This window comes from Alsobacter sp. R-9, from assembly GCF_054612375.1.
Map to the genome: position 1 here is coordinate 131772 of NZ_JBTSWJ010000012.1, position 26816 is coordinate 158587.

Annotated in this window: 25 protein-coding genes, 1 pseudogene and 1 riboswitch; of the genes and pseudogenes, 5 read left to right on the forward strand and 21 right to left on the reverse strand. The window is 69.7% G+C overall.

The annotated features are described in order from the left end of the window. Positions 1 to 7 precede the first annotated feature (7 nt). From ACX9GQ_RS18935 to ACX9GQ_RS18945, 3 genes are all read right to left on the reverse strand, one after another. Entirely contained in the window at positions 8 to 493 is a 486-nt protein-coding gene (locus tag ACX9GQ_RS18935; protein ID WP_459631141.1) for a tripartite tricarboxylate transporter TctB family protein, read from the reverse strand. Between the two features lie 11 nt (positions 494 to 504). Continuing rightward, positions 505 to 1461 (reverse strand): Bug family tripartite tricarboxylate transporter substrate binding protein, encoded by a 957-nt coding sequence (locus ACX9GQ_RS18940; RefSeq protein WP_459631142.1) that lies wholly within the window; start codon positions 1459 to 1461, stop codon positions 505 to 507. A gap of 62 nt (positions 1462 to 1523) precedes the next feature. Further along, entirely contained in the window at positions 1524 to 2213 is a 690-nt protein-coding gene (locus ACX9GQ_RS18945; RefSeq protein ID WP_459631143.1) for an FCD domain-containing protein, read from the reverse strand. Positions 2214 to 2382: 169 nt separating this feature from the next. On the opposite strand from ACX9GQ_RS18945, the gene ACX9GQ_RS18950 reads away from it, so the two are divergent. Then, positions 2383 to 3735 (forward strand): MmgE/PrpD family protein, encoded by a 1353-nt coding sequence (locus ACX9GQ_RS18950; protein ID WP_459631144.1) that lies wholly within the window; start codon positions 2383 to 2385, stop codon positions 3733 to 3735. An 18-nt stretch (positions 3736 to 3753) separates the two neighbouring features. On the opposite strand, the gene ACX9GQ_RS18955 is transcribed toward ACX9GQ_RS18950, so the two are convergent. The 10 genes from ACX9GQ_RS18955 to ACX9GQ_RS19000 all read right to left on the reverse strand — a co-directional run bounded on the left by ACX9GQ_RS18955 (position 3754) and on the right by ACX9GQ_RS19000 (position 13770). After that, entirely contained in the window at positions 3754 to 4455 is a 702-nt protein-coding gene (locus tag ACX9GQ_RS18955) for an SDR family oxidoreductase (RefSeq protein ID WP_459631145.1), read from the reverse strand. Positions 4456 to 4588: 133 nt separating this feature from the next. After that, the gene (locus ACX9GQ_RS18960; protein ID WP_459631146.1) at positions 4589 to 5464 is read right to left on the reverse strand and encodes an SRPBCC domain-containing protein; all 876 of its coding nucleotides are present in this window, start codon (positions 5462 to 5464) and stop codon (positions 4589 to 4591) included. A gap of 122 nt (positions 5465 to 5586) precedes the next feature. Beyond that, a complete protein-coding gene (locus tag ACX9GQ_RS18965) occupies positions 5587 to 7434 on the reverse strand; it encodes a dihydroxy-acid dehydratase domain-containing protein (RefSeq protein ID WP_459631147.1) in 1848 nt (615 codons plus the stop codon). 281 nt (positions 7435 to 7715) lie between these two features. Continuing rightward, a complete protein-coding gene (locus tag ACX9GQ_RS18970; RefSeq protein ID WP_459631148.1) occupies positions 7716 to 8477 on the reverse strand; it encodes an SDR family NAD(P)-dependent oxidoreductase in 762 nt (253 codons plus the stop codon). A gap of 13 nt (positions 8478 to 8490) precedes the next feature. Beyond that, positions 8491 to 9477 (reverse strand): acetamidase/formamidase family protein, encoded by a 987-nt coding sequence (locus ACX9GQ_RS18975; protein WP_459631149.1) that lies wholly within the window; start codon positions 9475 to 9477, stop codon positions 8491 to 8493. A gap of 151 nt (positions 9478 to 9628) precedes the next feature. Then, entirely contained in the window at positions 9629 to 10519 is an 891-nt protein-coding gene (locus tag ACX9GQ_RS18980) for a hypothetical protein (protein ID WP_459631150.1), read from the reverse strand. 221 nt (positions 10520 to 10740) lie between these two features. Further along, positions 10741 to 11157, reverse strand: coding sequence for an OsmC family protein (locus ACX9GQ_RS18985; protein WP_459631151.1), 417 nt, complete (start codon positions 11155 to 11157; stop codon positions 10741 to 10743). A gap of 13 nt (positions 11158 to 11170) precedes the next feature. Then, positions 11171 to 12751: an ABC transporter substrate-binding protein gene (locus ACX9GQ_RS18990; protein ID WP_459631152.1), complete on the reverse strand. Its 1581-nt coding sequence runs from the start codon at positions 12749 to 12751 to the stop codon at positions 11171 to 11173. Positions 12752 to 12874: 123 nt separating this feature from the next. After that, on the reverse strand, positions 12875 to 13603 hold the full coding sequence (locus ACX9GQ_RS18995) for a VOC family protein (RefSeq protein WP_459631153.1): 729 nt from the start codon (positions 13601 to 13603) through the stop codon (positions 12875 to 12877). After that, complete coding sequence (locus ACX9GQ_RS19000) at positions 13603 to 13770, reverse strand: hypothetical protein (RefSeq protein ID WP_459631154.1); 168 nt, start codon at positions 13768 to 13770, stop codon at positions 13603 to 13605. The genes ACX9GQ_RS18995 and ACX9GQ_RS19000 overlap by 1 nt, the downstream gene beginning before the upstream one ends. Positions 13771 to 13851: 81 nt before the next feature. On the opposite strand from ACX9GQ_RS19000, the gene ACX9GQ_RS19005 reads away from it, so the two are divergent. Further along, the gene (locus ACX9GQ_RS19005) at positions 13852 to 15078 is read left to right on the forward strand and encodes a M24 family metallopeptidase (protein WP_459631155.1); all 1227 of its coding nucleotides are present in this window, start codon (positions 13852 to 13854) and stop codon (positions 15076 to 15078) included. On the opposite strand, the gene ACX9GQ_RS19010 is transcribed toward ACX9GQ_RS19005, so the two are convergent. The 6 genes and pseudogenes from ACX9GQ_RS19010 to thiM all read right to left on the reverse strand — a co-directional run bounded on the left by ACX9GQ_RS19010 (position 15050) and on the right by thiM (position 20550). Then, positions 15050 to 16039 carry an ABC transporter ATP-binding protein gene (locus ACX9GQ_RS19010; protein WP_459631156.1) on the reverse strand — a complete coding sequence of 330 codons (990 nt, stop codon included), beginning with the start codon at positions 16037 to 16039 and terminating at the stop codon, positions 15050 to 15052. The two genes, ACX9GQ_RS19005 and ACX9GQ_RS19010, sit on opposite strands and share 29 nt — an antisense overlap. Continuing rightward, positions 16036 to 17022 (reverse strand): ABC transporter ATP-binding protein, encoded by a 987-nt coding sequence (locus tag ACX9GQ_RS19015; RefSeq protein ID WP_459631157.1) that lies wholly within the window; start codon positions 17020 to 17022, stop codon positions 16036 to 16038. Before ACX9GQ_RS19015 ends, ACX9GQ_RS19010 begins: the two co-directional genes overlap by 4 nt. After that, a pseudogene (locus ACX9GQ_RS19020) lies at positions 17019 to 17861 on the reverse strand (ABC transporter permease); the annotation flags it as partial. The gene ACX9GQ_RS19015 and the pseudogene ACX9GQ_RS19020, both read right to left, overlap by 4 nt. 35 nt (positions 17862 to 17896) lie before the next feature. Next, positions 17897 to 18886, reverse strand: a complete 990-nt coding sequence (locus ACX9GQ_RS19025; protein WP_459631158.1) for an ABC transporter permease — start codon at positions 18884 to 18886, stop codon at positions 17897 to 17899. A gap of 224 nt (positions 18887 to 19110) precedes the next feature. Beyond that, positions 19111 to 19758, reverse strand: coding sequence for a thiamine phosphate synthase (gene thiE / locus ACX9GQ_RS19030; protein ID WP_459631159.1), 648 nt, complete (start codon positions 19756 to 19758; stop codon positions 19111 to 19113). Between the two features lie 3 nt (positions 19759 to 19761). Continuing rightward, positions 19762 to 20550, reverse strand: coding sequence for a hydroxyethylthiazole kinase (gene thiM, locus ACX9GQ_RS19035; RefSeq protein WP_459631160.1), 789 nt, complete (start codon positions 20548 to 20550; stop codon positions 19762 to 19764). Continuing rightward, positions 20545 to 20643: riboswitch (TPP riboswitch) on the reverse strand. It overlaps the preceding gene by 6 nt. 157 nt (positions 20644 to 20800) lie before the next feature. On the opposite strand from thiM, the gene ACX9GQ_RS19040 reads away from it, so the two are divergent. Both ACX9GQ_RS19040 and ACX9GQ_RS19045 read left to right on the forward strand, forming a co-directional pair. Continuing rightward, positions 20801 to 22024, forward strand: a complete 1224-nt coding sequence (locus ACX9GQ_RS19040) for a sensor domain-containing phosphodiesterase (protein WP_459631161.1) — start codon at positions 20801 to 20803, stop codon at positions 22022 to 22024. A gap of 108 nt (positions 22025 to 22132) precedes the next feature. Then, the gene (locus ACX9GQ_RS19045) at positions 22133 to 22513 is read left to right on the forward strand and encodes a hypothetical protein (protein WP_459631162.1); all 381 of its coding nucleotides are present in this window, start codon (positions 22133 to 22135) and stop codon (positions 22511 to 22513) included. A 69-nt stretch (positions 22514 to 22582) separates the two neighbouring features. Here ACX9GQ_RS19045 and ACX9GQ_RS19050 read toward each other — a convergent pair whose 3' ends face one another. Next, positions 22583 to 23410: a class I SAM-dependent methyltransferase gene (locus ACX9GQ_RS19050; protein WP_459631163.1), complete on the reverse strand. Its 828-nt coding sequence runs from the start codon at positions 23408 to 23410 to the stop codon at positions 22583 to 22585. Positions 23411 to 23633: 223 nt separating this feature from the next. Here ACX9GQ_RS19050 and ACX9GQ_RS19055 point away from each other — a divergent pair, with 223 nt between their 5' ends. Further along, complete coding sequence (locus tag ACX9GQ_RS19055; protein ID WP_459631164.1) at positions 23634 to 25655, forward strand: tetratricopeptide repeat protein; 2022 nt, start codon at positions 23634 to 23636, stop codon at positions 25653 to 25655. A gap of 14 nt (positions 25656 to 25669) precedes the next feature. Here the strand turns inward: ACX9GQ_RS19055 and ACX9GQ_RS19060 are convergent, their stop codons facing one another. After that, the gene (locus ACX9GQ_RS19060) at positions 25670 to 26746 is read right to left on the reverse strand and encodes a tartrate dehydrogenase (RefSeq protein WP_459631165.1); all 1077 of its coding nucleotides are present in this window, start codon (positions 26744 to 26746) and stop codon (positions 25670 to 25672) included. Positions 26747 to 26816 lie beyond the last annotated feature (70 nt).

The following is a 26816-nucleotide window of genomic DNA, read 5'->3' on the forward strand; positions in this document are numbered from 1 at the left end:
CGGGCCTTCAGAAGAGGAGTCCGACGGGCTGTTCCGTGCCGAGAAACTTCACGAAAACCACCCAGAAGAAGAGACCTGCCCCGACTGCGACGGCGGCGAGGCGCCAGTCGGGCCTGATGCCCTCGTACAGTGCCACCGTCGCCACGAGCAGGGCGATGCCGATGGCGAACCCGGTGTAGGGCGCGAGCAGGATGTAGCCCACGCCGATGGCGAGGAAACCCAGTGCCCGGGGCAGGGATGCCGGCGCATCCTCATCGTCCACGGGCGCGCCGGCGACGGGCAGTGCCCGGGCTCTCAGAGCGAGGACCACGCCCTTGACCGCGATCGCTGCGGCGACGAGCGCAAGGGCTGCCGCGAGAACGAGCGGGAGGCCCTCGGGGCCGACGTCGTCCGAGAGGCTGGACTGCTGGATCTGGCGTGTCTGCCAGTAGTAAAGGCCCGCCACCACGAGGAGGACGCCGCCGGCGGCGACGTCCCTGATCGCGGACCGCATGGCGGGCGTCATCACTTGATCACACCGTTTTCCTTGAAGAACGCCTCCGACTCATCGGCGAACTTCGCGATGAAGGCGGCATAGTCCTTCTGCGGGATGAAGTCGGGGATCAGGGCCTCGCCGCTGACGACCTTGAGGTATTCGGGGTCGGCCAGCAGCTGCTGCGCCGCCTTCTCCCAGATCGCGATGACGTCCGGAGGGAGACCCTGCGGGCCGGCGAGCCCGCGGTACTTGCGCAGGACCACGTTGTAGCCGAGCTCCTTGACCGTCGGCACGTCCGGCAGCGCCGCGACGCGCTTGTCGGTGAAGGTGGCGAGGATGCGGACCTTGCCGGCCTCGATCTGCGGGCGGAGCTCGACGTACTCGCCGACGCCGATGTCGAGCGTGCCGTTGAGGACGTTGAGCAGGAGCTCGCCGCCGCCGTCGTGCGACACGACCGCGGCCTGCACGTTGGCGTTCTTCTTGAGGAGCTCGGCGGCCTGCCGCTCCATCGAGGACGGCGTCGAGGCGCCCCAGCGCCCGCGCTTCTCCTTCGCGCTCTTGATCACGTCGTCGAGCGTCTTGAAGGGGCCGTCTGCGCGCGTGTACAGCAGGGTCGGGTCGGTGAAGAAGTTCACCAGGGGCTGCAGGTCCTTGTAGGTATTCTGCGGCTTGCTGAGCAGCGAGGTGAACACGAACGTCGGGGTCGTCGCGTAGAAGACGCTGCCGTCCGGCTTCGAGGTCGCCAGCTTGGTCATGGCGCGTGCGCCGCTGCCGCCACTGACGTTCTCCACGACGAACGTGGCGTTGATGTACTTCGGCAGTTGCTTCGCCAGCTCCCGCAGGAAGATGTCGCTGCCCGCGCCCGGGCTCGAATGGGTCACGAGCGTGACCACCTTGTGCGGGTAGGCGGCGGGCTCGGCCGCCGCGCCGCCGACCAGGAACGCCGAGGCGGCCGCCCCGACGATGGCTCCCAACAGGCTCCTCATGATCGTTACTCCCTTTCCGGCGGCGTCGACGCCGCTCCATTCTGCGCAGTGACGAGACGCCCTCAGGCCGGTTCGGCGTAGGCCTCCTCCCTGAGGACGGCGAGAAGACGGTTCTTGGCGTTGGAGACGTGCCGCATGTGGGCCTCGTGGGCCCACGCGCCATCGCGTGCGCGGATGGACTCGACCATCTCGCGATGTTCCCGGTTCGACACGGTGAGCCCGCCGCCCTGCACCAGGCTCCTCGCGCGGAACAGCGTGAGGCGCTTGACGAACGACTTGTACTCGCGCGCCAGGGTCGCGTTGCCGCAGGCATCCAGGATGAAGGTGTGGAAGGCGAGGTTGAGCGGATAGTAGCTGTCGAAGTCGCGTTCGCCCGCCGCGCGCTCCATGCGCTCGATGAAGTCGTCCAGGCGGGCGATGACCTCCGGGCCGGCCCGCTCCGCCAGCAGGCGACCGGCGAGGCCGAAGAGCGCCGCGCGGATCTCGTAGACCTCGCGGACTTCCTGCACGGTCACCGAACGGACGAAGTTGCCGCGATTGGGGATCGATTCCACCAGTCCCGCGCCCTCGAGGGCGCGAAGAGCCTCCCGGATCGGTCCCCGGCTCGTCCCGAACTGGGTCGCCAGCTGGTTCTCGTTGATGCGGCCGCCCGCCGGGATCTCGCCCGACAGAATGCGTCTCTCGATCTCGCGCTCGAGCACGCTCGCCAGCGAGCGGGTGCGCAGGACCTCGATGTCAGCCGTCTCAGCCATGACCGGCAGTGTGAAGCCGGACGTTGTCGATCGTCAACAATTATTGCGCCAAAGCTGTCTCCTGCGCTCTGAATGGGCCATCAAGGGCTCAAGCGAGGACCAAAGTGTTGACAATTTGCGTCTGCGTCGGTCATCTCCTCGTTCAAAGCCTTGCTCCCGGGGAGTTGCCATGAACCAGGCCGCCGTCACCCAGACCCTTGCACGCTTCGTCGTGGAATCGCGCCCGGACGACGTGCCCGCTGCGGTCTACACGGAGGCGACGCGCTCGTTCCTGAACTGGATCGGCTGTGCGGTCGGCGGGTCGCTCCATCCTGCGCTGGACCGGGCGACGGCGGCGCTGCTGCCCTTCGCCGGGCCCGCCCAGGCGACCGTTCTCGGGCGCGGCACGCGCACCGACGTCCTGCACGCGGCCCTCCTCAACGGCATCTCGTCGCATGTCTTCGACTTCGACGACACCCACCTGAAGACCATCATCCACCCGGCGGGGCCGGTGGCCTCGGGCCTTCTGGCGTTGGCCGAGACCCGGCCGCTGACCGGCCGAGACCTCCTCCACGCCTTCATCCTCGGCGTCGAGGTCGAGTGCCGCATCGGAAATGCCGTCTATCCCGACCATTACGATCGTGGCTGGCATATCACCGGCACGGCCGGCGTGTTCGGCGCCGCGGCGGCGGCGGGGAAGGTCCTCGGCCTCACCCCCCAGCAGATGACGTGGGCGCTCGGCATCGCGGCGACGCAGTCATCCGGCCTGCGCGAAATGTTCGGGACCATGTGCAAGCCCTTCCACCCGGGACGTGCCGCGCAGAACGGGACCTTCGCCGCCTTCCTCGCGGCCCAGGACTTCACCAGTTCCGATCGGGGCATCGAGGCGCCGCGCGGCTTCGCCCACGTCGCGTCGACGAAGTTCGATCCGAACGAGATCGTCGGCGGGCTCGGTGACACGTGGGAGATCGCCCTCAACACCTACAAGCCTTTCGCCTGCGGCATCGTCATCCACCCCGCCATCGACGGCTGCGTCCAGTTGCGCAACCGCCTGGGCCTCACGGCCGACAAGGTGCAGTCCATCGCGCTGAAGGTGCACCCGCTGGTGCTCGAACTGACCGGCAAGACCGCGCCGCGCACGGGACTCGAGGGCAAGTTCTCCGTTTATCATTCCTGTGCCGCCGCCATCGTCCACGGCCGCTGCGGCGAGCACGAGTACGCCGACGAGGTCGTGACGGATCCGGTGATCGTGGGTTTGCGGCAGAAGGTGACGGCAGTCGCCTCGCCGGGGATCCACGAGGACCAGGCCGACGTGACGCTGACGACGACGGACGGGCAGGTCCATCACCTCTTCGTCGAGCATGCGATCGGCAGCCTGCACCGCCCGCTGACCGACGCCGAACTCGACGCCAAGGTCACCGACCTGTCGGCACCCGTCATCGGGACGGACGGCGCCGCCGCCCTCATCGGGCGGTCGCGCGGCCTCGGCTCTGCGCCCGACGTTTCGGCCCTGATCGCCGTTGCCGCCGGCGCCCGTCGATAACCGCGGGATCGAGAACGCTCAGACCGAGCGGGTCAGGCCGCCGTCGACGCGGATGCTCTGTCCCGTGATGTAGCCGGCGCCGGGCGAGACGAGGAAGGCGATCGTCGCCGCCACCTCGTCGGCCGAGCCGTACCGGCCCATCGGCACGGACTGTCGCCGCTCCTCGGTGCCGGGCAGGCTGTCGATCCAGCCCGGCAGCACGTTGTTCATGCGCACGTTGTCCGCCGCGAAGGTGTCGGCGAAAATCTTGGTGTAGGCCGCGAGGCTGGCCCGGAAGGCCGCCGACGTCGGGAACATGGCGCTCGGCTCCGCCACCCAGGCGGTCGAGATGTTGACGATGGCGCCGCCCTTCTGCGCCTTCATGATCGGCGCGACGAGGCGCACCGCGCGCACCACGTTCAGGAAGTAGATCTCCATCCCCGTGTGCCACTGCTCGTCGGTGATCTCCAGGATGGGTGCGCGCGGCCCGTGGCCCGCGCTGTTGACCAGCGCGTCGATGCGACCCCAGCGCTCCATGGCGCCGTCGACGAGCCGCCCGAGGTCGTCGTTCGACCGGTTCGAGCCCGTGACCCCGAAGCCGCCGAGTTCCGCTGCCAGGGCCTCGCCCTTGCCGGACGACGAGAGGATCGCCACGCGGAAGCCGTCCGCCGCCAGACGCCGCGCCGCCGCCGCGCCCATGCCGCTTCCACCGGCCGTCACGATCGCCACCTTCTCGCCCATCGCGGGTCCTCCCCATTCTCGATGCTGATGCATCAATGCCATGGCGCGGACGAAGACGCGACTGCGAAGACGTCCTGCGTCGCTGGGCTGCTTGTCCGCCCGTGGCCGGGCTCTTCCCGGCCGGGCGGAACGATCAGTCGGCCCCGACGAACCGCGCCAGCTTTCCGAGCGTCTGCATGCCGAGGGCCTCCGCTCCGAAGCCGCGCGCCTGCCGGCATTCCTCGACGGAGGCGAAGACCATCGCGAGCGTGACGCGCGTTCCCCCGGCCGTCTCCTCGAAGGACGCCCACGCATCGGCGTGCTTCGGTCCGTTTTCGCCCCAGAGCAGCGTGTAGCTCATCCGCTCCCGCTCCCGGACCTCCCGGTAGCGATGGTGGTTGGGGTAGACCGTGCCGTCGGCGGCGATCATGTTGAAGACCCACTCGCCGCCGTCGCGCAAGTCGATCCGCTTCGTCCGGCAGGAGAAGCCGTCCGGTCCCCACCATTGGGGAAGCGTCTCCGGGTTCAGCCAGGCATTCCAGACTGCTGTGCGTGGCGCACCGATCATCCGTTGCAGCACCATGGTGCGGGCTGCGACATCCGCGAGGTGGTTCATGCCCTGTCCGAACCCCTGCCGGTACCCGTCCTCCATCTGTTCCGCCGCCGCAGACAGCTGGACCGTCACCAGGATCCGGCTGCCGTCATCCGCGCCTGTGAACTCCGCCGTGACGAGCGCGCTCGCGAGAGGGGCTCCCTCGGACGAGACGGTCTCGTAATTCACGGTTCTGACCTCCGGCTGGATCTCCAGCCAGCCGATCTCGCAGCGGATGTCGGATTTTCCGGCAACCCGGCACAGGGACACCTCGTGGCCGCCCGGCCGGGTATCCGCCTCGAGGAAGACCACCTCCACGTCCGGCACCGGCGCCGCCCAGAGGGCCCGGGCCGCCGGAGCCGTCCAGACCTGCCACAGGACGGGAACGGACGCGGTCACGGTCCGCTCGAAGGTCAGGCTTGCGAAACGGCTGCTCATCGCGCACCTCCCGTGCCTCGCCGAGGTGGCGTGGCCGATGCGCAAGTTCCGACGAAGCGATCCGGTTCCGCAACCTTCGGCCCTCGCCGCGATCGTTCGGCCGGGCGAGGGCCGCCAGGATCTCAGCGATGCCGATTGGCTGGGACAAAGCCGCTGCGCTTCGCCTGGCGTGCGTCGCGCACCCACACCACCCGGTCCGGCTGCAGGCCACCTCCCCTGATGGCCGGCACGGCCATGTGGCGTGCCCGGTGCAGGAGACGGGTGTCGGCAATGCCGCAGTTGGGGTGCTGGCCGCCGTTGTCGGCGACCACCTTGTCCCACGCGGCCCGGCGGGAGGCGGCGATGGCCGGGTCCTTCAGCGGCGTGCAGTCCAGCGTGTTCGCGTCTAGGTCGACGACGATCTCATCGCCCTCCTCGATCAGCGCGATCGGACCGCCAAGGGCGGCCTCGGGGCCGACATGGCCGATGACGAGCCCGACCGACCCGCCCGAAAAGCGCGCGTCTGTCATCAGGGCGATGACGATGCCGCGCTCGCGGCAGAGGCTGGTGATGCGCGAGGTGGGATCGAGCATCTCCGGCATGCCCGGAGCGCCGCTGGGGCCCTCGTAACGGACCACCACCATGTCGCGGTCCTGGAAGCTGCCGGGATCCTCGTCGAGCTTGCGCAGCAGATCGCGCTCGCCTTCGAACACGCGGGCCCGACCGCGGAACACGTTGTTCTCGAGCCCGCCCTCGACCCCGGCGAGCTTCAGGATGGCCGAGTAGTCGGGGGACAGGTTCCCGCGCAGCAGGCGCAGGCCGCCCGTGGGCTTGTAGGGCTTCGCGACCGGGAAGATCACGTCGCCGTCAGGACGCGGCGGATTGAGGCGCTCCACCTGCTGGGCGAGCGTCTCGCCCGTGCAGGTCAGGACGTTGCCGTTGAGGAGCCCCGCGTCGAGCAGTTCGCGGACGATGACCTGCACGCCGCCGACGCGGTCGATGTCGATCATCGAATGGGCGCCGTAGGGCCGCGCGTTGGTGAGCACCGGCACGACGTTGCGCGAGAGGTGATTGAACTCCTCCTGCGTCATCACGTCCTTCCAGAAGTCGCCAAACCCTGCAGCGCGGGCAATCTCCGGGACGTGGAGGACCACGTTGGTCGAGCCGCCGATCGCCATCGCGACGATCACGGCGTTGCGCAGCGAATCCTCGACCACGATATCGCGGGGCCTGAGGCCGGACTTCATCATGCTGGCGAGGTGGCCGACGAGCTGCTTGGGGAAGGTCGTCGTGCGGCGGGGATCGTCGGAGGCGGGCGCGACCATCTCCAGCGGCTGCATGCCGAGCACGCCGATGAAGGTCTGCATCGTGTTGTAGGTGAACATGCCACCGCAGCTGCCATAGCCAGGGCAGGCGTGGCACGCGATCCGCTCTCGGTGGTCGGCGTCGTGGTGCCCAGCGGCCTGGAAGGCGCTGACGATGTCCAGCAGTTCGCCCGTCGCCGGGTCCTTGCCGGGCCGGATCGGCCCGTCGGACATGATGATGCCCGGCTGGTTGTGCTCGAGCAGCGAGGCAAGGACGCCGACCGGGGGCTTGTCACAGGCCACCACGGCGATGACGCCGGCAAGTCCCGTCGCCTCGAGGTGCTCGCACATCGAGTCGTGCGTCACCTCGCGGCCGATCAGCGAATAGCGCATCTCCGGCGTGCCGTTGCGCATGCCGTCGGACGTGGCGATCGTGTACTCGGGCTGGACAAGGCGCAGGCGCAGCTTGCCGGGTTCGCTGCCGATGCTCGCCTTGAGCTCGGCATGGATCGCGTCGACCTTCTCCATCACCCCGATGTAGCACTGGCTGTCGCCCTTGGTGCCCACGACGCCCACGGAGGGCTCGTGGATCAGGCCGGGGTCCGTCCCGAGTTCCCGGGCGATCCCGAGCGTCTGGGTCGACCGGCCGGGGTGGCGGTCAATGAGTACGATGCGGTTGTCGCCCATCATATGCCTCGTCAACGATGTGGAACCGGCCGACGTCGCGGTCGGGCCAGTCGTCGGCAGATCGCTCTTTTTCCGCAGCGGCGCAAGCCCTTCGTGGCCCGGGAGCCCGCCGCGGAGCGCTCGCGGCAGGTCAAGGGCCCTTCCCGGGGGTCGTCTGTGCCGTCGGAGGGGGGCGGCTGAACCCGTTAAAGGCAACGGCGGCCCTGCCTTGGGCCGCCGTTCCATCTTCGGTTCCTTTTCCGCTCCTGTCGGCGCCCCGAGCGGCTGCCGACGCCCGGGCGTCAGAGTTGCACGCCCTTCGTCAGGGCGCCGTCGATCACGAGGTTCGTCCCGGTCGTGAAGGAGGACGCCGGGCTTGCCAGGAAGACGACGCCGCGCGCGATCTCCTCGGGCGTCGCCATGCGGCCGGTCGGGTTGAGCGACAGGGCCTGCTTGAAGAGGTCGGGGATGTTCCGCTCGATGTACTGCCAGATTCCGCCATCGAAATAGGTGTTGCCCGGCGAAACCGCGTTCACGCGGATCATCTTCGGCGCGAGCTCGAAGGCGAGCCGCTGCGAGTAGTGCACGAGCGCCGCCTTGAACGCGCCATAGGCCGGTCCCGTAAAGTCGACCTCCCGGCCCGAGACGCTCGAGATGATGACGATGGCGGGCGCCTTCGACTTCTCGAGGTAGGGCAGGGCGGCGTTCACGGCGCGCACGGTGTGCAGCATGTCGACCTCGAAGCCCTTCCTCCAGGCCTCCTCGTTGTTCTCGACCGCCAGGGCCGAGACGTTGGCGACGAGGATGTCGAGGCCGCCCAGCGCCTCGGCGCTGGCCGCGACCCAGCCTTCGAGCGCGGCCTTGTCGGCCACGTCGACGGCCTGTCCGAAGCCCTTCACGCCCTTGGCCGTCACGCCCGCGACGGTCTCCGTGACCTCGCCGGCATTGCGCGCGCAGACCGACACGTTCGCGCCTTCGTCCGCGAAGATGTCGGCGCAGCGCCGCCCGATGCCCTTGCTGCCGCCCGTGACGAGCGCGTTCAGTCCCTTCAGTCCGAGATCCATCGTGGCCTCTCTCTCAGCGGATGTAGGATTTCAGCATCGACGCCCCCAGCGTGTACTTGGGGTCGACCATGTTGCCGACGCGGACGCGGCCGGCCTGAGTGCACAGGAAATAGGCCTCGGATTCGTCGAAGCCGTAGTCGGAGACCAGCCACCGGATCAGGTCGCGGTAGGCCATGCGGGCGGCGTCCTCCATGGGACGTGCGCTGCCGACGCTCATGATGAAGTCCTCGGTCTCCAGCCGGACACCGGGGATGCTCCACCCCTTGATCAGGTCGACCTGCACCGTCAGCACTGCGGGAATTTCCACCGCGACGCCGCAGAGTTCACCGTCGCCCTGGCGTCCGTGGCAGTCGCCCATATAGAGGAAGGCGTCCTTGTGCTGCACGGGGAAGTAGACGATGGCGCCCGGCGCTACGTCCGGCAGGTCCATGTTGCCGCCCCAGTAGTCCGGCTGCAGCGACGACACCGCCTCGATCTCCGGGCTGACGCCGAGCGTGCCGACGAAGGGCTCATAGGGCAGGGTCACCCGGTCTGAGAACTTCACGCCGGCCGGCGTGACTTCCATCTTCTTGACCTTCTCGGCCAGGGGCGCGTTGAGCATCGCCGTCGTCGGCGTCGCGACGAGTCCGCCGAATTCGGGGATCAGCGCCGTGGTGCCGGCGGGCTGAGGCCCACGCGGCACGATCGAGATGATGCGGACGGCGAGGACGTCGCCCTTCTCCGCGCCCTCGACGGCAATGGGGCCGTTCTGCGGGTTGACGAAGGGCATGTTGAGCACCTTCGAGGGCAGGTCGGCCTCGGTCTTGATCGCGCCGCCGAAGGCATCCTTCGTGTGCGCGGCGACGATGTCGCCCGGCCTGATGCGGATCACGGGCTCCGCATACGGCCCGTAGACATAGCGGTACTCGCCCTGCACGGCTTCGGTGATCTCGTGCGTGCGCCCCTGCGTCCCGCGGGCCACGCCTCTCCTGCCCATGTAGGACGTCTCGAGCCAACTCATGCGTCGTCTCCCTCTTTCTTGCGATCCCTTATCTTGGGCGCGGCCGGCCCATGATCCAGACCCGGACGGGCGTTTCCGCCGCGTGGGGCAGGTCGACTGGGGCCAATGCGCGAGATGGCCGGACGCCCATGCGCAGCGGCGCACAGGTTTTTCAAGGCGCGGTCGGCGTCGCCTCCCGCCGGTAGTCCTCGCCGCGCTTCAGCAGGCCCAGATACACGGCGAGAATGATGGCCGTGACGAGGACATGGGCGATGACCATCACCTTCGCGCCCGCCGGAAGGCCATTGGCTGACGCAATTAGCAAGGCGACGCCGGGATTGCGCAGCGCGCAGATCGTTCCCGCCGACATCCGACGCGACGGCGACGGGCCGCAGGCTGCGTAAGCGAGGACGAGAGCCACGATCGTCAGGCTTGCCGATGCGACGAAGGCTGCCGGCGGCAGTCCGGCGAGCGGTCGCCACAATACGAAGAGAATGAGCGCGCCCACCGTCGCCATCAGCACGCCGCTTGCGATCAGCATCGGTCGCACGAGCTGGCGGGCCCGCGCCGGCGCGAGATGGCGCAACGCGATGCCGCACGAGAGCGGCAGCACCTGCGCGAGGAAGACCTGCTTTGCGAGGACGGCGACGGAAAGGCCCGCCTCGCGGCCGTAGACGGCCTGCAGGATGGCGATCCAGAGCGGCACCGCGCCGATGGCGAGGACTGCTACTGCAACTTGCAGGACGACGGCGAACTCCGCGTCGCCCCCCGATTGGTGCGACTTGCGAAGCGCCAGCGGTGCTCCGGGGCTGATGCCCATCAGGAGCAGGCCGACGAGAGGGCCGCTCTGCAGGCCGAGGACTTCGGCAAGGAGAATGGCCGTGATCGGCACCGCGACCAGTGCGACGAGCAGCGCTGCGACGACGGCGCGGGCGGGGAAGCCGCGGGCCAGGACCCGGGCAGGCTCGACACCGATTCCGGCAGCCGTCATCGCCAGGAACACGCAGGCCAGGGCGACGGCGCCCACGGTGTCCAGCGGCAGGACGTTCAGTGACTCCGTCATTGCGCCCACGGCTTCGCCCCCTCCGGACATGGTCCCACTGTCCGGGATACCGTTCCCACCGGCTCAGCTCAATGGCAGGGGCCGTCGAACGGGACAGGCAGGCAGGAGGCTCGACCGGGCCACGTGGACAGGGACGCAGTTCCCGGGGGCCCTCCAGCCGCCTCGGCCGCACGGCCTCCAGCGGGTCCGCGTGAGTGCGCGGTGCGGCCGGCCCTGTTCTCTCAGTCGAGGCTGATCGTCGGACGGGCCCGCAGCGTGTTGCTGACCGTGCATACGGTCTCGGCTTCATCGATCAGGGCCCGCTTCGTCGCCTCGTCGAGATCGCCGTCGATGGTAATGGCCAGATGGAGGTGCTCGACGCGGGAGGGCGGGTCGGGCGCCTTCGTTCCTCGCACGGATGCCTCGACGTGGCGAAGCCGTGCGGAAAGCCCGCGCTGGGCGGCCACGTTGCGGACGCTGAGCACGAGGCAGGTGGCGACCGACGCGTAGAGCAGGCCGAGCGGGTTGAACCCGGGCTCGGCGGGGCGGGTCACGACGTCGAGCCGCCCGCCGGTCGCCGAGACCACGACGGGCAGCCCGGTGCCCTCCAGCGTCGCCGTCGCTCCGGTCTCGCGCTGGATGATGCGGCCTGCGGCCATGGTCTTCGGTCCCTCAGTTGGCGAAGTAGGCGTCCGCCCAGTTGCTGCCGACGCCCTCTGCGCCGACGGCGAAGTTGCGAAGCTTCTTGTTCGCGATCACCACCTCCAGCGGCGAGATCATGTCGACCGAGGGAATGTCCCGGTAGATCAGCTGCTGGAACTCGTTGAACAGCGCCTTGCGCTTCGCCGGGTCGTTCTCGACGGCGGCAGCCTCGAGCAGCCGGTCGGCCTCGGCGCTCTCGTAGCGGGCCGAGTTGGAGAAGGGCAGGCCCGGCTTGAAGTTCTTCGACCAGTAGCCGCGCTGCACGCCGACCGTCGGGTCGAACACGTTGGAGAGCGACTCGATGATCAGGTCGAACTGCCGGTCCGCGTAGACCTGCTTCACATAGGCGGCGAACTCGCGCGGCTGGATGACCGCGTCGATGCCCACCCGCCGCAGCGACTGGCGGACGAACTCGGCCAGCCGCGCGTCGATGAACGGGTTGATGAGCAGGCGCAACTGTACGCGCGTTCCGTCCGCCTTCTTCGGCAGACCGGCTTCGTCGAGCAGCTTCTCGGCGCGCGCGGGGTCGAAGGCGCGCGGCTTGATCGTGGGGTCGTACCAGGGGCCGAGCGCGACGCTGACCGGCGAGGGCGACACCTTCGCCGCGCCGTAGAACACGGTGTCGACGATCCGGTTCAGGTCGAGCGCATGGGCGACGGCCTCGCGGACGCGCCTGTCCTTGAGGGTCTCCGTCTCCAGGTTGAAGAAGATCTGGTGTTGCGCGCCGGAGTAGGCGTAGTCCTGCCGCAGCACGGTGAAGCGCGGATCGGCCTCGAAGCGCGGCAGGTCCGCGAGCGGCACGGGGGCGCTGCTGCCCAGGTCGACGTCGCCAGCCTCGAAGGCCGCGGCTCGCGCCGCGGCGTCCGGCATGAAGCGGATGACGACCCGGTCGAGATAGGGCTTCGGCTTGTCCCAGTAGTTGGGGTTGCGTTCCAACACCGTGTGGCTGCCGCGCACCCACTCCTTGAGGATGAACGGTCCGGTGCCGATGAGCAGCGGCGGGCCGGGCGGGGTCGCCACGTCGACGCCCTCATAGAGGTGCTTCGGGACGATCGGGGACTCCGATGGCCCGAGGGCGACCATGAGGTAGGGGGCCGGCTTCGACAGCACGAGTTCCAGCGTCGTCGGGTCCGGCGTGTTGGCTTCCACGACATTGGCGAAGGTGCTGCGACCGCGGGGATGACCCTGCTTGAGCCGCAGGATGGAGAAGGCTGCGTCGGCCGACGTGAAGGGCTTACCGTCATGCCAGGTGACACCCTCGCGCAGCTTGAACGTGTACTGCAGGCCGTCCGGGGAGACGGTCCATGACGTCGCGAGCTGCGGGCGCGGCTTGAGGTCGAAGTCGTAGGTGACGAGCCCGTCGAAGATCTTGCCGGAGGTGAGCGGGGTCGACGTGTTGTTGATCGAGGACAGCGTCGGCGGCTCGTACTTCATCACGAAGCGCAGCGTGCCGCCTGGCTTCGGTGCCTCCGTCTGGGCTTGCGCCGCCGCGCCGGCGAGGGTCACGCCGAGGGCCGCGGAGGACAGGAGGAGGAAGGTGCGTCTCAGCATGGTGATCGCTCGCGATGGGGGGGTTCCCGATATCAGCACGCGGTCCGGCGGCGGGCAACGCGTGCTTGGCAAAAAACAAGCGCCTTCCCCGGCGGCGCGATCTCGGAAAAAGTCCCTCTCTCCTCACGCCGTGACGCGGAAGAATTGTTCTACCTCGCGTTCTCCGGAGAGAACCAGCCCGGAGAGCCGTGCCGCCGCCGTCGACCCGGCCAGCAGGAGGGGTGGAGCATCCTGCAGCCCCTTCACCGCTCGTGGCAGCATCCTGATGTCGTCCGACCTTCCCTCGGCGACGAACGCGTCGATCCGGCGCAGGCCGTTGGGGTGCCGGCACAGACTCGTGTGAAGCACCCGGTCGCGCGTCTCGTGCTCCACGACAGCCGAGAGCACGCCGGGCACGATGTCGCGGGGCAGCGGGAACCAGCGGAAGGTCGCGCGAAAAGCGTCGCCCTCGACCATGACGTCCCGGGCTGCCGTCCGCACAGGGCCGATGTCCCCGCCCTCCGCGGCGAGGGCTGCCCGCGCCGTCTCGGCGTCGGCGACCGCGACCACGAGGATCCGGATGCCGTCGCCGAGGGCGAGATAGGGCTCGAGATGATTGCCGCTGCCCGGATCCGGCGACGAGAGCTCGACATAGGCGTTCTGGAAGACGACATGGGCGCTCGACTGCCCGAGTGGCCGGGCACGGCCCGTGCCATCCTGCCCCATCAGCGCGACGGGATCGGACACGAGAAACCCTTCGCCCCGCCACCTCTCGACCTCGGCCGCGAGGTCCCGGACGACGACGCCGACGTGATCGATGGCGAGGCCCAGTGCGCTCGCCGGACCGGGCGCAGTCCCGCGTTGCAGTGCCATCAGTTCATCCGGATGCGGTTGCAGGGCTCGTCGAGGAGCGCGGCGGCGGTCGCGTCATCCTCGACCGGGAGGGTCCGGGTCTTCACCTCGGGGCGGGCGCCGGTCCAGTATCCCTTTCGCCACAGGATGTCCTGGGCCTGCATGAGCAGGATATGGGAGCGTGCCATCATGGCTCTGCCGTGTGCTGTCTGTGCGCCAGAGTGGGATATGGGGGGCGTGGAGTCACGCCCTGGCCGGGAGTTGAGCGGATGAACGACCTCACCATCGACCGCCGTCGCGCCGCGGAGCTCATGGAACAGGCGGGGATCGACGCGCTGGTGCTGTTCCAGCCCGAGCATGTCGCGTGGGCCCTCGACGTCAATCCGGGTCCGGCGGCGCTTTTCCGGCGAGCCGGCGCGGCGATGGCGGTCGTTCCCCGCGCGCCGTCGGCGGCGATGATCGGCGTCCTCCCGGACCTGTCGCGCGGCGCCGTGGCGAGGGGCTGCCAGGCGGCTGACGTGGCGTTCCATCGGATCTGGGTGGAGACGGCGAGCGTTCCGCTGCATGCCGACGGGACACCGCTCGCCAGCCTTCTCGGATCAGGGAAAGCGGATCCGCGTCCCGCGACCTTCGATCCGCGCCTCTCCCTGTCCCTGCTGGCGGAGCGGCTCGCCGCGTCGGGGCTCTCCGATGCGCGGCTCGGTCTCGACCTCGGCTTCGTGCCGGTGGCCGACATGCCGGCCATCCGCGAGGCGCTCCCGCGTGCGGAGCTGATCGACGGGACGGGGACGATCCGCCGCCTGCGCATGGTGAAGACGCCGCGCGAGATCCACCGCCTCCGCACGGCCGCGTCGCTGACCGAGGCGGGCTTCCGCCGAGCGCTGGAGGGCGTCCGGCCCGGTGCCGCGCCGCGCGAGCTTGGAGACCTCTACGGCCACGGCGTGCGCGAGGCCGCCCGGGCGGCCGGAGCCGCCACGACAGGTCTCTGGGACTACATCTCGGTCGGACCCGATCCATGGGGCGCCGGCCGGCCGGCCGAACAGGGCGACGTGATCAAGTTCGACCTCGGGGTCCTCGTGTCCGGATATTCGTCGGATTTCGCGCGCACCGTCTGCGTGGGTCGTTCCTCGCGCGCGGCATGCGAACTCCATGCGGCCCTTCGGGACGGACTGGAGGCCGGCCTCAGCCGTCTCGCACCGGGCGTCCCGCTGGCCGACGTCTACCTCACCATGCTGGACACGATCCGCCGCCATGGCGTCGCGGGCTATGCGCGCGGCCATTTCGGCCATGGGCTCGGGAACGACCCCTTCAGCGAGCAGTGGCCCTTCATCGCCGCCGACAGCGATGTCGCGGCAGAGGCGGGCATGGTGCTGGCCGTGGAGGCACCGCACTATGTGGACGGGCTCGGCGGGTTCATCATCGAGGACCAGGTGCTGGTCACGGCAACGGGCGTCGAGCGGATGACGCTCAGCCCGTACGACCTGCTCGCGTTGTAGCCGCCGCGACCGATCCCTCCGCTATCTCTCCGGACCGGTGGCAGGCGACGCGGTGGTCGTCCGTGAACGCCTGCAGTTCCGGCGCCTCGCTGCGGCATCGGTCGATCGCCAGCGGGCATCGCGGGTGGAAGCGGCATCCACGCGGCTGGTCGAGCGGGCTGGGCAGATCGCCGGCGACGGGCGCGGCGTGGCGCCGACGCGCGGGGTCCGGAACCGCCTCGATCAGGGCACTCGTGTAGGGGTGCAGCGGTCGGGAGAACAGCGTCGCGACCGGCGCGCTCTCGACGATGCGGCCGAGATACATGACGAGGACCCGGTCGGTGAAGTAGCGCACCACCGCGAGATCGTGGGAGACGAAGAGGTACGACAGGCCGAACTCCACCTTGAGGCGGGCCATCAGGTTGAGGATCTGGGCCTGCACGGACAGGTCGAGCGCCGACACCGGCTCGTCGCAGAGGATCAACTCCGGCCGCAGGATCAGGGCCCGCGCGATGCCGATGCGCTGGCGCTGCCCGCCGGAAAACTCGTGCGGGAACCGCCCCGCCGCCTCGGGCGGCAGGCCGACGAGCGACAGCATGCGCGCCACTTCGTCCCGCCGCTCCCGGGCGCTGCCGCGACCGTGCACGACAAGCGGCGCCTCGAGGATCGCCCCGACCCGGTGCCTCGGGTTGAGCGAGCCGAACGGGTCCTGGAAGATCATCTGCATCCGCCGGCGGAACGGCACCATTCGGCTGTCGGGGAGGCCGGCGATCTCCTGCTCGTCGACGAGCACGGACCCCGACGTGACCGGCGCCAGGCCCAGGATGGCCTTGGCGAGCGTCGACTTACCGCAGCCGGACTCGCCCACCAGCCCGACGGTCTCGCCGCGCCCGACGTCGAGATCGACGCCGTCGACGGCGCGCAGCAGTCCGCCTGGCGTGGCGTAGTGGGTCCTGAGGTCGCGGACGGCCAGGAGCGTCACCGGAGCACCTCCGCTCCGGCAAGCACGACGGGACACGCGACCTTTCCGCCATCGGGCAGGTCAACGAGGGGCGGGACCGCCTGGCGGCAGGATGGCAGCGCCCGGTCGCACCGCGGCGCGAAGGCACACCCCTGTCGTGGCGCGCCGGCGATGCTGCCGGGGATTTCTGCCAGCGGGGCCGAGCGATAGCCGCCCGCTCCGCCCAGGCGCGGCGAGGCAGCCGCGAGGCCGGCGGTGTAGGGGTGCCTGGGCCGGACGAAGATATCGGTCGCAGGACCTGCCTCGACCTGGCGGCCGGCATAGAGCACGGCGACGCGATCGGCCCACTGTGCCACGAGCCCGAGGTCGTGGGTGATCAGCAGGACGGCCATCGTCAGTTCGCGCCGCAGCCGGTCGATGAGGTCGAGAACCTGCGCCTGGATCGTGACGTCGAGGGCCGTCGTCGGCTCGTCGGCGATCAGGAGGTCGGGACCGCACGCCACCGCCATGGCGATCATGACGCGCTGGCGCAGGCCGCCGGAGAGGCGATGCGGAAACTCGTCCAGCCGGCGTTGCGGATCCGGCACCCTCACGAGGTCCAGCAGTTCTGCAGCCCTGCGTCGTGCTGCCGCCCGGCTCAATCCCTGGTGCAGGCGCAGCCCCTCGGCGATCTGGTCGCCGACGGTCATCACCGGGTTCAGAGACGTCATCGGTTCCTGGAACACCATGGCGACCCGACGACCCCGGATGCGACGCAGCGCGGGTTCCGGCAGCGAGGCGAGATCGTCGCCCGCGAGCTTCACGGATCCGGCGGCGATCCTGGCGCCGCGCGGCAGCAACTGCATGACGGCGAGGGCCGTGAGCGACTTTCCCGAGCCCGACTCACCGACGATGGCGAGTGTCTCACCCGGCATCACGTGGAACGACAGGCCGACGACCCTCGCTACCGGACCGAACGCGACAGTGAGGCCGTCGACCTCGAGGAGGGGCACCGTGCCGCTCATGCCTCCGGCTCCCGGGAGGCGAGGCGGGGATTGAACGCGTCGTTCAGCGCGTCGCCGAGCGTGTTGAGGGCCAGCACCGTGGCGACGATGGCGAGCCCGGGCACGGCGCTGAGATACCAGGCTGTCCGCAGCAGTTCGCGACCCGCGCCGATCATGCTGCCCCAGCTGACGACGTTGGGGTCGCTCAGGCCGAGGAAGGAGAGAGCAGACTCCATCAGGATCGCCGTGGCGACCAGCACCGACGAGCTGACGATGAGCGGTGGGAGCGCGTTGGGCAGGATCTCCTGCAGGATGATCCGGCCGTGCCCGTAGCCGAGGCTGCGGGCCGCCATGACGAAGTCCTTTCCCCTCAGGCTGCGGAACTCGGCCCGCACCAGCCGCGCCGTCGTCGGCCACGTCACGATGCCGATGGCGCCAACGACCGTGGCGAGCGAGGGCTGCGCGACCGCGACCAGCACGACGAGCAGCAGGAAGCTCGGCGGCGTCTGGAAGATCTCGATGATCTTGACCAGCACGAGGTCCACCCGGCCGCCGAAGTAGCCGGCCATGGCGCCGACGACGAGACCGATGGCGACACCGAGCACCATCGCCGCAACGCCGACGAGGAGCGAGACCCGCGCGCCCCATATCACGCCGGCGGCGACGTCGCGTCCCAGGCTGTCCGTGCCGAGAGGATAGGCCGGGTTCTGGAAGGGCCACAGCAGCGGGCGCGCCACCATGGCCAGCGGATCCTCCGGATAGAGCCATGGCGCGGCGACGGCCAGCGCGATGGCGACGGCGAGGAAGGCGAGGGAGGCGATACCTGCGGGATTGGCGAGAAGGGTTCGCCAGCCCGACCGCGTCGGGCGAAACACCGTGGGCACCGTGGTGTCGGTCATGCCGCATCCCCGATCCGGGGGTCGAGCCAAGCCTGCAGCAGATCGACGAGCATGTTCACGACGATCACCATGATCGAGGAGAGCAGCAGCACGCCGAGCAGCACGTTGAAGTCACGGCGCTGGACCGCCTCGAACGCGAGCCGGCCGAGGCCGGGCCAGGTGAAGACGGTCTCCACGACGACCGCGCCGCCGAGGATGCCGCCGATGTGGATGCCGGCCATCGTGGTCACGGGGATCAGCGCATTGCGCAGCACGTGGCGCACGGCCACGGCCGTCCCCGACAGTCCCTTGGCACGGGCGGTGCGGACGAAGTCCAGCTCGGAGACCTCCAGAACCGCCGCGCGGGTCAGACGCGCGTAGATCGCGACGTAGAAGAGACCGAGGGTCACGGCTGGCAGCACGAGGTGCCGGGCCCTGTCGATAACGAGATCGAGGCCGGTCATCCCCGACGCGATGGTTTCGCGTCCGCCGCTCGGCAGCCAGCCGAGCTTCACGGAAAACAGCACGATGAGCATCAGGCCGACCCAGAAGCCGGGCAGGGAGTAGAGCAGAAGCGCGACCAGCGACAGGACGCGGTCCGGCCAGCGGTTGGCCCGCAGCGCCATCACGCAGCCCGAAGCGATCCCGGCCACGAAGGCGAAGACCAGCGCCACGGCCATCAGGAGCAGCGTCGGCGGAAGCCGCTGCCAGATCAGGTCCGCGACCGGCATGTTGTAGCGGGGAGAGAAGCCCAGGCTGCCCTGCGCGAGGCCGGCGAGGTAGGCCTGCAGCTGGGCCAGGACCGGCAGATCGAGGCCGAAACGCGCCCGCAGCTGGCGCATCAGCTCCTCCGTGGCGGCGCCCGACTCCGCGGCGAGCACGTCCGCGGCGTCGCCCGGCGCCAGCTTCAGCAGGAAGAAGTTGAGCACCACGATCGCCAGGATGGTCGGGATCGCGGCCAGGAGGTTGCGTCGGACGCTGCGCAGGAGGCGCGCCTGTGAGGTCATGAAGGATGTCGTCGAACCACGGTCTCTGCGGAGCGGCAGTCTGCCGTGCCCGCTTCCGAACGCCAAGCCGGATCCGCGGACGCAGCGCGATCGGGCCTGCGGGGAGAAGAATGCCCTCTGAAGGTGCCGCGCTGGAGACGATCCGTTCTTTCGTGGCGTGTCGGCGCCGTGGAGACGTGGATCGAGCGGCCGCGCGAACCCGGGAAAAGGTGCTGATTCCGCTCTCAGGTCCGTGACCGCAGGGCCGCATCGACGGCGGTCCGGATATCGCGTGCCGCTGCACGAGGATCCGGACTCCCGGCGATGGCGGCGACCACGGCGAGGCCGTCCGCGCCGGCCCGGATGCACGGCTCCGCCGCGTCGGCCGTCATGCCGCCGATGGCGACGACGGGTCGCCGGGACAGTTGCACGCATCGCGCGAGGCCGGGGATGCCCATGGGCTCCGCCGCGTCCGGCTTGACGCCGCGGGAGACGACGGGACCCACGCCAAGGTGGTCGACGATGTCCCATGGAACGGACGCCATCTCGTCCGGGTGCGTGATCGAGAGACCGATGACGGCGTGTTCGCCCAGGATGGCGCGCGCTGCCGCGGGAGGCAGGTCGTCCTGGCCCACATGCACGCCGGCCGCGCCTGCCGCGAGCGCGACGTCCGGCCGGTCGTTGACGATCAACGGCACGCCCGTGCCGGCGAGCGCGGCGACGAGAGCGCGAGCCTGTTCCAGCAGCCGTCCCGCCTTGGCGGCAGGGTCGCGCAGCTGCACCAGCGTCGCGCCGCCTTGAACCGCCGCAAGCACGACGTCGACGAGTTCGCGCCCGGCGGTCAGAGGGGCGTCGGTGACGAAGTAGACCCTCAGGTCGACGTTGCGGGACACCGGTCAGGCCTCCGTGGAGATCGCGTGGAGGGCATCCAGCAGATGCACGGCAAAGCTTCCGGGTCCCTGCGCGGCGGCCGCGGCGCGCGTCGCCGCCGCCTTCATCAGGGACAGCGCCGCGACGGCACCATCCCGGGGGCCGGCCACGGCAAGGCACGCGCCGACGAGCGCGGTCGTGGCGCAGCCGGTTCCGGTCACGTCCTGGCTCATCGGATGGCCGCCGGTGATGCCGCTCACATCGTCGCCGGACACCACGTAGTCCGTCGCGCCGGTGATGGCGACCACGGCGCCCGAGCGCGCCGACAGCGACCTTGCCGCGGCCAGCGCCTCCTCGCTTCCGGCCGCCGAGTCGACGCCCCTTGGCCGGGCGCCGGAGACCCCGGCGAGCGCGATGATCTCGCTGGCGTTGCCGCGCACCACGGCAGGGCCCCTGTCCAGCAGTCCGGCGGCGACCCGGTTGCGATAGCCGGTCGCGCCGACGCCGACGGGGTCGAGCACCCACGGCACGCCTGCCTTCGCTGCAGCCGTCGCCGCCCGCTCCATGCCGGCCACGAAGCCGGCATCCAGCGTCCCGATGTTCACCACCAGTGCGCGCGAGAAGGCGACGAACTCCTCGACCTCCTCCACCGCATGAACCATCGCCGGGGAGGCGCCTGCGGCGAGGAGGACGTTGGCGGTGAAGTTCATCACCACGAAGTTCGTGATGTTGTGCACGAGCGGCCGCTCCGCGCGCACGGCGCGCAGGACGCCAGCCGAAGCCTCGGGCGACGGTTGCAGTTCCGGCAAAGTCATTGGTTTCGCCTCCCTCCGCCGGAATGACCCGGATCAGGTTCGATGGGTTCGGCCCGCTGCCGTCTCAGCCCGAAGGCACCCCAGGACGTCGGGACGGTAGGGCCGGCGCGGCAGCTGCGCAAGCGGTTTGCACGGCAGGCTTCGGGTGCGCCGGCCACCCCGCGGGACCCGGGGCGACCGGGGCTCGGCAACGGATTCGTCAGAGATTCCCGTCATACGATCGTCGTAACCGACGCCCGAGGTGCAACCCGTGCTGACTTCAGCCCTGAATGCCAAGGTGGACTCCCCCGAGGGGGTGCAGGTCGCCCTTGAGGCGATCCGCAAACACCTCGGCATGGAGGTCGCGTACATCTCGGAGTTCAGGGGCGACGAGACGGTGTTCCGGATGGTCGACGCCCCCGGCCTCGAGCACATGATCAAGCCCGGCGACCGGATGCCGCTGGACTCGGTCTATTGCCGGCACATCCTCGCCGGGCGCCTGCCCGAGTTGATGGCGGACACGTCGGACTACGACCTCGCACAGAGCATCCCGATCACGAAGAGCGTTCCCATCGGCGCGCACATGAGCGTCCCGATCCGGGGCAAGGACGGCACGCCTCTCGGGATGTTCTGCTGCCTCAGCCCCCATGCCAACGGCACGCTCAATCCACGGGACCTGCAGATCATGCGGGTCTTCGCCGATCTCGCCGCGGCCGAACTCACCCGTCAGGATGAGACGGAGACCACGGCGGCGCGCAAGCGCGAGGAGATCGCGGGAGTGATCTCGGCGCGCGCCTTCTCGATGGCCTACCAGCCGATCTGGAGCTTCAGCCAGCGCCAGCCGTCCGGCTTCGAGGCGCTCTGCCGGTTCCGCCCGGAGCCCTACCGGTCGCCGGACAAGTGGTTCGGCGAGGCGTTCGGTGTCGGCCTCGGCGTCGACCTCGAGATCGCCGTGCTGCGGTCCGGACTCGAAATCCTCCCCATGCTGCCCGAGCCGATCTACGTCTCAGTCAATGCCTCTCCCGAGACCGTGCTGAGCGGTCGGCTGGCCGAAGCCCTTTCCGGCGTTCCGGCTCGCCGGGTGGTGATCGAGGTGACGGAGCATGCCCCCGTCGGCGACTATGGTCAGCTGCTCGCGGCCCTCGCACCGCTCCGCGCCGCCGGCTTCCGGCTGGCCATCGACGACGCGGGGGCCGGCTATTCGGGGCTCCAGCACATCGTCCAACTGCAGCCCGACATCATCAAGCTCGACATGAGCCTGACCCGCTCGGTGGACGTGGACCAGGCGCGCCGGGCACTCGCCGCCGCGCTGATCTATTTCGCGGCCGAGACCGGATGCACCATCGTTGCGGAAGGCATCGAGACCGAAAGCGAGATGGAAACCCTTCGCCTTCTCGGTGTCTGCAGCGGGCAGGGCTACTTCATCGGGCGCCCGACGGACGAGGCCGGGGTGCGGGCCCTGCTGGCCCCCGCTGTTCTGCGGAAGACGGCGTAGGCGACCCCGGCGCCGGAGTGGACGAGGCCTGCGCAATGGGCCGGACTTGACCCGCGGCCTCGGGCGGCGGGAGACTTCGACCTCCGATCCCTTCAAGGGGACATGCCGATGTCACTCAACCGCCTCGCCCTCGCCATCCTCGCGTCCTGCGCCCTCGCCGGGTGTCAGACGCCGGAACAATCCCTCATGAGCGCACAGGACATGTGCGCCGCCTCCGGCTACCGGCCCGGGACGAAGACATTCAACCGGTGCGTCCAGACCGCCTATCGCGACAACCGGATGGAGGCACAGGCCGCCAACAACGCGGTTCTGGCCGGGGCAACCGCGGGCCTCGTGGGCGGCGCGGTCGTGGCCGCCTCGACCTATCCCGGCGGCTACTACTACGGCCCGGGGCCATACTATGGCGGGCCCTACTACAGGCCCCGCTACTACGGCTATGGCTACGGCGGAGGCCCCTACTACGGAACGGGCGTCTGGTACGGCTGGTAGCCGGACGCAGGCTGGACCGGAAGCCACGGCGGCCCCCGGTCCAAACCGTCCTGCAGACGTCGCGCCGGATCAGCACCGGGTGGCGACGATCTCGAGATACGCGCTCGGCACCACGACCGTGCCGTCTCTGGCGGTGTTGAACTCTCCGATGAGCGCGAGGATGTCGTGCTCCAGCGCCTCGGCCTTCGCCGGATCGAGAGACGCGAAGGCCTTGTGGACCGGTCCGTAGACGGCGCGGAACAGGTCGACGAAATGGGCCGGCGACCGGTACCGGAAGGTGAAGAACCGCCGTGTCGATGCGACCTCGGCGTCCCGTCCGAAGAGCTCCGCGACGTAGGGTTCCGTCCCCCAGAGCGCCGGCGACTTGACCCCTGCCGGCGGCGGAACGTGGGTCCCGATCACCTTGAAGAGGCGGCCGATGAACCCGTCAGGCGTCCAGTTGGCGAGACCGATGCGTCCGCCGCTGCGGCAGACCCGGGCGAGTTCTCGTGCGGTGCGGGCGTGATCCGGCGTGAACATGATGCCGAACGTCGACAGCACGACATCGAAGCTGCCGTCCGGGAATGGCAGGGCCTCGGCGTCGGCCTCCTGGAAGTCGACCATGAGCCGCTCTGCCCTGGCGCGGTCCCTGCCGCGCTCCAGCAGCGCTCCGACGTAGTCGGTGGACACGACGTCGGCGAAGCGTCGTGCTGCCGCCAGCGTGGCGTTGCCATTGCCGGCGGCGACGTCGAGCACACGCTGGCCTGCGCGCAGGTCGACGGCCTCGCAGAGGGTTTCGCCGACGATCTGCAGGGTGGTTCCGATGATGGCGTAGTCGCCGGAGGCCCATGTCGACTTCTGCCGTGACTTGATGGCCTCGAAGTCGACGGTGGGCGGGATCTGCTGAGCAGCGGACATGGCGTCTTCCTTCCTGGTTCCGGGCCGCCAAAGTCTGCGGCCGGGGTGCGCGGGTCCGACGGTCACCGCGACTTGCGGTTCCGCGTCCTTGATCTAGTCTCGCCTGACTGGCGTTCGTCCTGGCGACGGACCTCGCCCCGACGGTTGTCCCGAGCGCGATCCGCAAGAGGGAGACTGGGGGCGAGGGATCGGAGCGGGCGTGGGAGCCGGCGTGGAAGCGGCCATGGAATCGGCGGGAGAGCGGCAAGGCGGGCTCGAACTGCGCTTGATCGGGCCCCTCGTGGTGTCGCGCGACGGCGTGGAACAGCGCCTTCCTCCCTCCCGGAAGGTTCGCGCCCTGCTCGGGTATCTGGCGCTGGCGCGGGGGCCTGTCCGCCGCGGTGAATTGTGCGAGATGCTATGGGAGGTTCCCAGCGACCCCCGCAGCGAACTCCGCTGGTGCCTCAGCAAGATCCGGGCGCTGGTGGACGAACCGCAGCGGCGGCGGCTCCACGCCCGCGACGACTCGGTCGCTCTCGACCTGTCGGACTGTTCCGTGGACGTGCGTTCCGTCCTTCCCTTGCCCACGCCGGCGGAGGAGCCGCTTGGCCTCGACGAGATCCGCCGACGCCTGTCCCTGTTCCGCGGCGAACTGCTCGAAGGCGTCGAGATCGACCACAGCCCCCTGTTCGATACCTGGATCGTGGCGCAGCGCCGGCGCCTCGGCAGCTGTCGGGCCTCGCTGCTGGAACTGCTCGCCGCGCGGTCCGGTGGCGAGGAGGCTCTCGAGGCGCTGGAGATGCTCGTCCGCCAGAACCCCTTCGACCTTCAGGTCCAGGAACGGCTCATGGTCGAGCTGGTTCGCCGCGGGCGCCTGCGCGAGGGCGAGCAGCATCTCGAGGCCGCGGTGAAGCTGTTCGAGTCGGATGCGGTGGATCCTGCGCCCCTCCGATCCGTATGGCGGAGGAGCAGGGTCCTGCACGCCGCCGGGGGCGTCCCGTCCGACCCGTTGCTGAAGGCGGAGCCCGGCGTCCCCCGGGCGATGGCCGCGGAGCCCATCGTGCCCTCGGCCACGCCGCGGCGTGCCTCCATCGCGATCATCCCGTTCGCGGGCGTCGGGCCGCCGTCCGGGAATGCCACGTGGCTGCCGGCGGCTCTGGCCCATGACGTCATCACGCGGCTGGCCAAGCTCCGGACCCTGTTCGTCATCGCCCAGGGCTCTGTCCTCGCCCTGCATGAACGGCAGTACGGCGCGCAGGACTCCGCCCGCATGCTGGGCGTGGACTACGTCGTCGGGGGCACGCTGCTGCAGAGCGGCGAGCGGCTCGTCGTCCAGGCGGAACTGCTGGAGACGCAGTCCACGCGGGTCGTCTGGGCAGAAACCTTCGACACGCGCCTCCAGGACGCCCTTGCCGTGCTCGAAGGCATCGGCAACCGGATCGTGTCGTCGGTGATTGCCGAGATCGAGGCTCTCGAGCGTCACCGTGCGGTGCTGAAGGCGCCGAGTTCGCTCGATGCCTGGGAGGCCTACCACCGCGGCCTCTGGCACATGTACCGCTTCACCCCCGACGACAACGGGCAGGCCCGCCACTTCTTCGCGCAGGCGGTGCGGCTCGATCCCACGTTCTCGCGTGCCTTTGCCGGCCTTTCATTCACCCACTGGCAGGATGCGTTCCAGGGCTGGGCCGCTGATCCACGCGCCGCCACGGAACTCGCGCAGACCCTCGCGGGGCAGAGCCTCGAGGTCGACGACCGCGATCCGGCGGCCCACTGGGCCATGGGGCGCGCGCTATGGCTGCGGGGCCGGCTGGACGAGTCCATCACCGAGCTCGAGCAGGCCGTCCATCTCAGCCCCAACTTCGCGCTGGCGCACTATAATCTCGCCTTCGTCCACTCCACGACCGGCGATCCGTCCGCGGCGATCGGGTTCTCGGACCAGTCGCGGGAGCTCAGTCCGTTCGACCCCATGCTGTTCGGCATGTTCGGTTCGCGCGCCATGGCGCTGGTCCGGCTCGGGCGGTTCGACGAGGCCGCGGACTGGGGCCTTCGGGCGGCGACGCGCCCCAACGCCGCGGCGCACATTCGCGGCATCGCCGCGTTCTCGCTTGCCCTGGCGGATCGTCTCGACGAGGCCCGCGCCCTGCTGGGCGCCATTCGCGCCGACGTCCCCGGCTACCGGTTTGCCGATTTCCAGCGTGCGTTCCGCTTCGAGGCGTCGGCGTCCGAGCTTTTCCGCAAGGGGGCGAGAAGGCTCGGCGTCGACTGAGCCGGCGCCATCCTTCAGGCCGTCGCGTCGTCGATCGCGGCGATCACTGCACGGGTGACGTCTGCTGTGCGCGCCGTGCCGCCGAGATCGGGCGTGTGCACCGACCGGTCCGCAGTCACCCGCTCGATCGCGCCCATCAGCCGGTGCGCGGCCTCGGGCTCGCCGAGATGTTCCAGCATCATCACGACGGACCAGAAGGTGCCCACCGGATTGGCGACTCCCTTCCCCATGATGTCGAAGGCCGAGCCATGGATGGGCTCGAACATCGAGGGGAAGGCGCGTTCCGGATTGAGGTTGGCTGTAGGAGCGATCCCGATCGACCCGGCCAGAGCGGCGGCGAGGTCCGAGAGGATGTCCGCATGGAGATTGGTGGCGACGATGGTGTCGAGGGATTCCGGCTTGTTGACCATGCGCACGGTCATCGCGTCGACCAGCATCTTGTCCCACGTCACGTCCGGATAGCCGCCGGCGACCTCCGCGGCGATCTCGTCCCACATCACCATGCCGTGGCGCTGGGCATTCGACTTGGTGACGACGGTCAGCAGCTTTCGCGGACGGGACCGGGCGAGGTCGAAGGCGAAGCGCATGATGCGCTCCACGCCGGCCCGGGTGAGCATCGACACGTCGGTTGCGGCCTCGATGGGCAGGCCGCGATGCACCCGCCCGCCGACGCCGGCGTACTCTCCCTCCGAGTTCTCGCGGACGATGACCCAGTCCAGTTCCCTGTCCCGCACGCCCCGCAGCGGCGAGACGATGCCCGGCAGCACCCGCGTCGGGCGGACATTGGCGTACTGGTCGAAGGACTGGCAGATCGCGAGACGCAGGCCCCACAGCGTCACGTGGTCGGGGATCTCGGGATGGCCGGCTGAGCCGAACAGGATGGCGTCGTGGTGCCGGATGCGGTCGAGGCCGTCCGCCGGCATCATCGCGCCGTGCCGCTTGAAGTGCTCCCCGCCCCAGTCGAAGGCGTCCACCTCGAAGGCGAAGGTGTTCGTCCTGCGCGCCAGGGCCGTCATCACCTCCAGCCCCGCCGACACCACCTCGCCGCCGATGCCGTCGCCGGGAATGGCGGCGATCCTGTAGGTTTTCATGGCTGGGAACTCCGGTCTGGGCCGTGCGCGGGATGATGCGGCTGGTGATTTACCGGCTGCCCCGCCCGCC

Bases quoted from the DNA above. Each gene is read 5' to 3' on its own strand.
- ACX9GQ_RS18935 (WP_459631141.1), bottom strand. From the start codon at position 493: ATGCGGTCCGCGATCAGGGACGTCGCCGCCGGCGGCGTCCTCCTCGTG.
- ACX9GQ_RS18940 (WP_459631142.1), bottom strand. From the start codon at position 1,461: ATGAGGAGCCTGTTGGGAGCCATCGTCGGGGCGGCCGCCTCGGCGTTC.
- ACX9GQ_RS18945 (WP_459631143.1), bottom strand. From the start codon at position 2,213: ATGGCTGAGACGGCTGACATCGAGGTCCTGCGCACCCGCTCGCTGGCG.
- ACX9GQ_RS18950 (WP_459631144.1), top strand. From the start codon at position 2,383: ATGAACCAGGCCGCCGTCACCCAGACCCTTGCACGCTTCGTCGTGGAA.
- ACX9GQ_RS18955 (WP_459631145.1), bottom strand. From the start codon at position 4,455: ATGGGCGAGAAGGTGGCGATCGTGACGGCCGGTGGAAGCGGCATGGGC.
- ACX9GQ_RS18960 (WP_459631146.1), bottom strand. From the start codon at position 5,464: ATGAGCAGCCGTTTCGCAAGCCTGACCTTCGAGCGGACCGTGACCGCG.
- ACX9GQ_RS18965 (WP_459631147.1), bottom strand. From the start codon at position 7,434: ATGGGCGACAACCGCATCGTACTCATTGACCGCCACCCCGGCCGGTCG.
- ACX9GQ_RS18970 (WP_459631148.1), bottom strand. From the start codon at position 8,477: ATGGATCTCGGACTGAAGGGACTGAACGCGCTCGTCACGGGCGGCAGC.
- ACX9GQ_RS18975 (WP_459631149.1), bottom strand. From the start codon at position 9,477: ATGAGTTGGCTCGAGACGTCCTACATGGGCAGGAGAGGCGTGGCCCGC.
- ACX9GQ_RS18980 (WP_459631150.1), bottom strand. From the start codon at position 10,519: ATGACGGAGTCACTGAACGTCCTGCCGCTGGACACCGTGGGCGCCGTC.
- ACX9GQ_RS18985 (WP_459631151.1), bottom strand. From the start codon at position 11,157: ATGGCCGCAGGCCGCATCATCCAGCGCGAGACCGGAGCGACGGCGACG.
- ACX9GQ_RS18990 (WP_459631152.1), bottom strand. From the start codon at position 12,751: ATGCTGAGACGCACCTTCCTCCTCCTGTCCTCCGCGGCCCTCGGCGTG.
- ACX9GQ_RS18995 (WP_459631153.1), bottom strand. From the start codon at position 13,603: ATGGCACTGCAACGCGGGACTGCGCCCGGTCCGGCGAGCGCACTGGGC.
- ACX9GQ_RS19000 (WP_459631154.1), bottom strand. From the start codon at position 13,770: ATGGCACGCTCCCATATCCTGCTCATGCAGGCCCAGGACATCCTGTGG.
- ACX9GQ_RS19005 (WP_459631155.1), top strand. From the start codon at position 13,852: ATGAACGACCTCACCATCGACCGCCGTCGCGCCGCGGAGCTCATGGAA.
- ACX9GQ_RS19015 (WP_459631157.1), bottom strand. From the start codon at position 17,022: ATGAGCGGCACGGTGCCCCTCCTCGAGGTCGACGGCCTCACTGTCGCG.
- ACX9GQ_RS19025 (WP_459631158.1), bottom strand. From the start codon at position 18,886: ATGACCTCACAGGCGCGCCTCCTGCGCAGCGTCCGACGCAACCTCCTG.
- thiM (WP_459631160.1), bottom strand. From the start codon at position 20,550: ATGACTTTGCCGGAACTGCAACCGTCGCCCGAGGCTTCGGCTGGCGTC.
- ACX9GQ_RS19045 (WP_459631162.1), top strand. From the start codon at position 22,133: ATGTCACTCAACCGCCTCGCCCTCGCCATCCTCGCGTCCTGCGCCCTC.
- ACX9GQ_RS19050 (WP_459631163.1), bottom strand. From the start codon at position 23,410: ATGTCCGCTGCTCAGCAGATCCCGCCCACCGTCGACTTCGAGGCCATC.
- ACX9GQ_RS19055 (WP_459631164.1), top strand. From the start codon at position 23,634: ATGGAATCGGCGGGAGAGCGGCAAGGCGGGCTCGAACTGCGCTTGATC.
- ACX9GQ_RS19060 (WP_459631165.1), bottom strand. From the start codon at position 26,746: ATGAAAACCTACAGGATCGCCGCCATTCCCGGCGACGGCATCGGCGGC.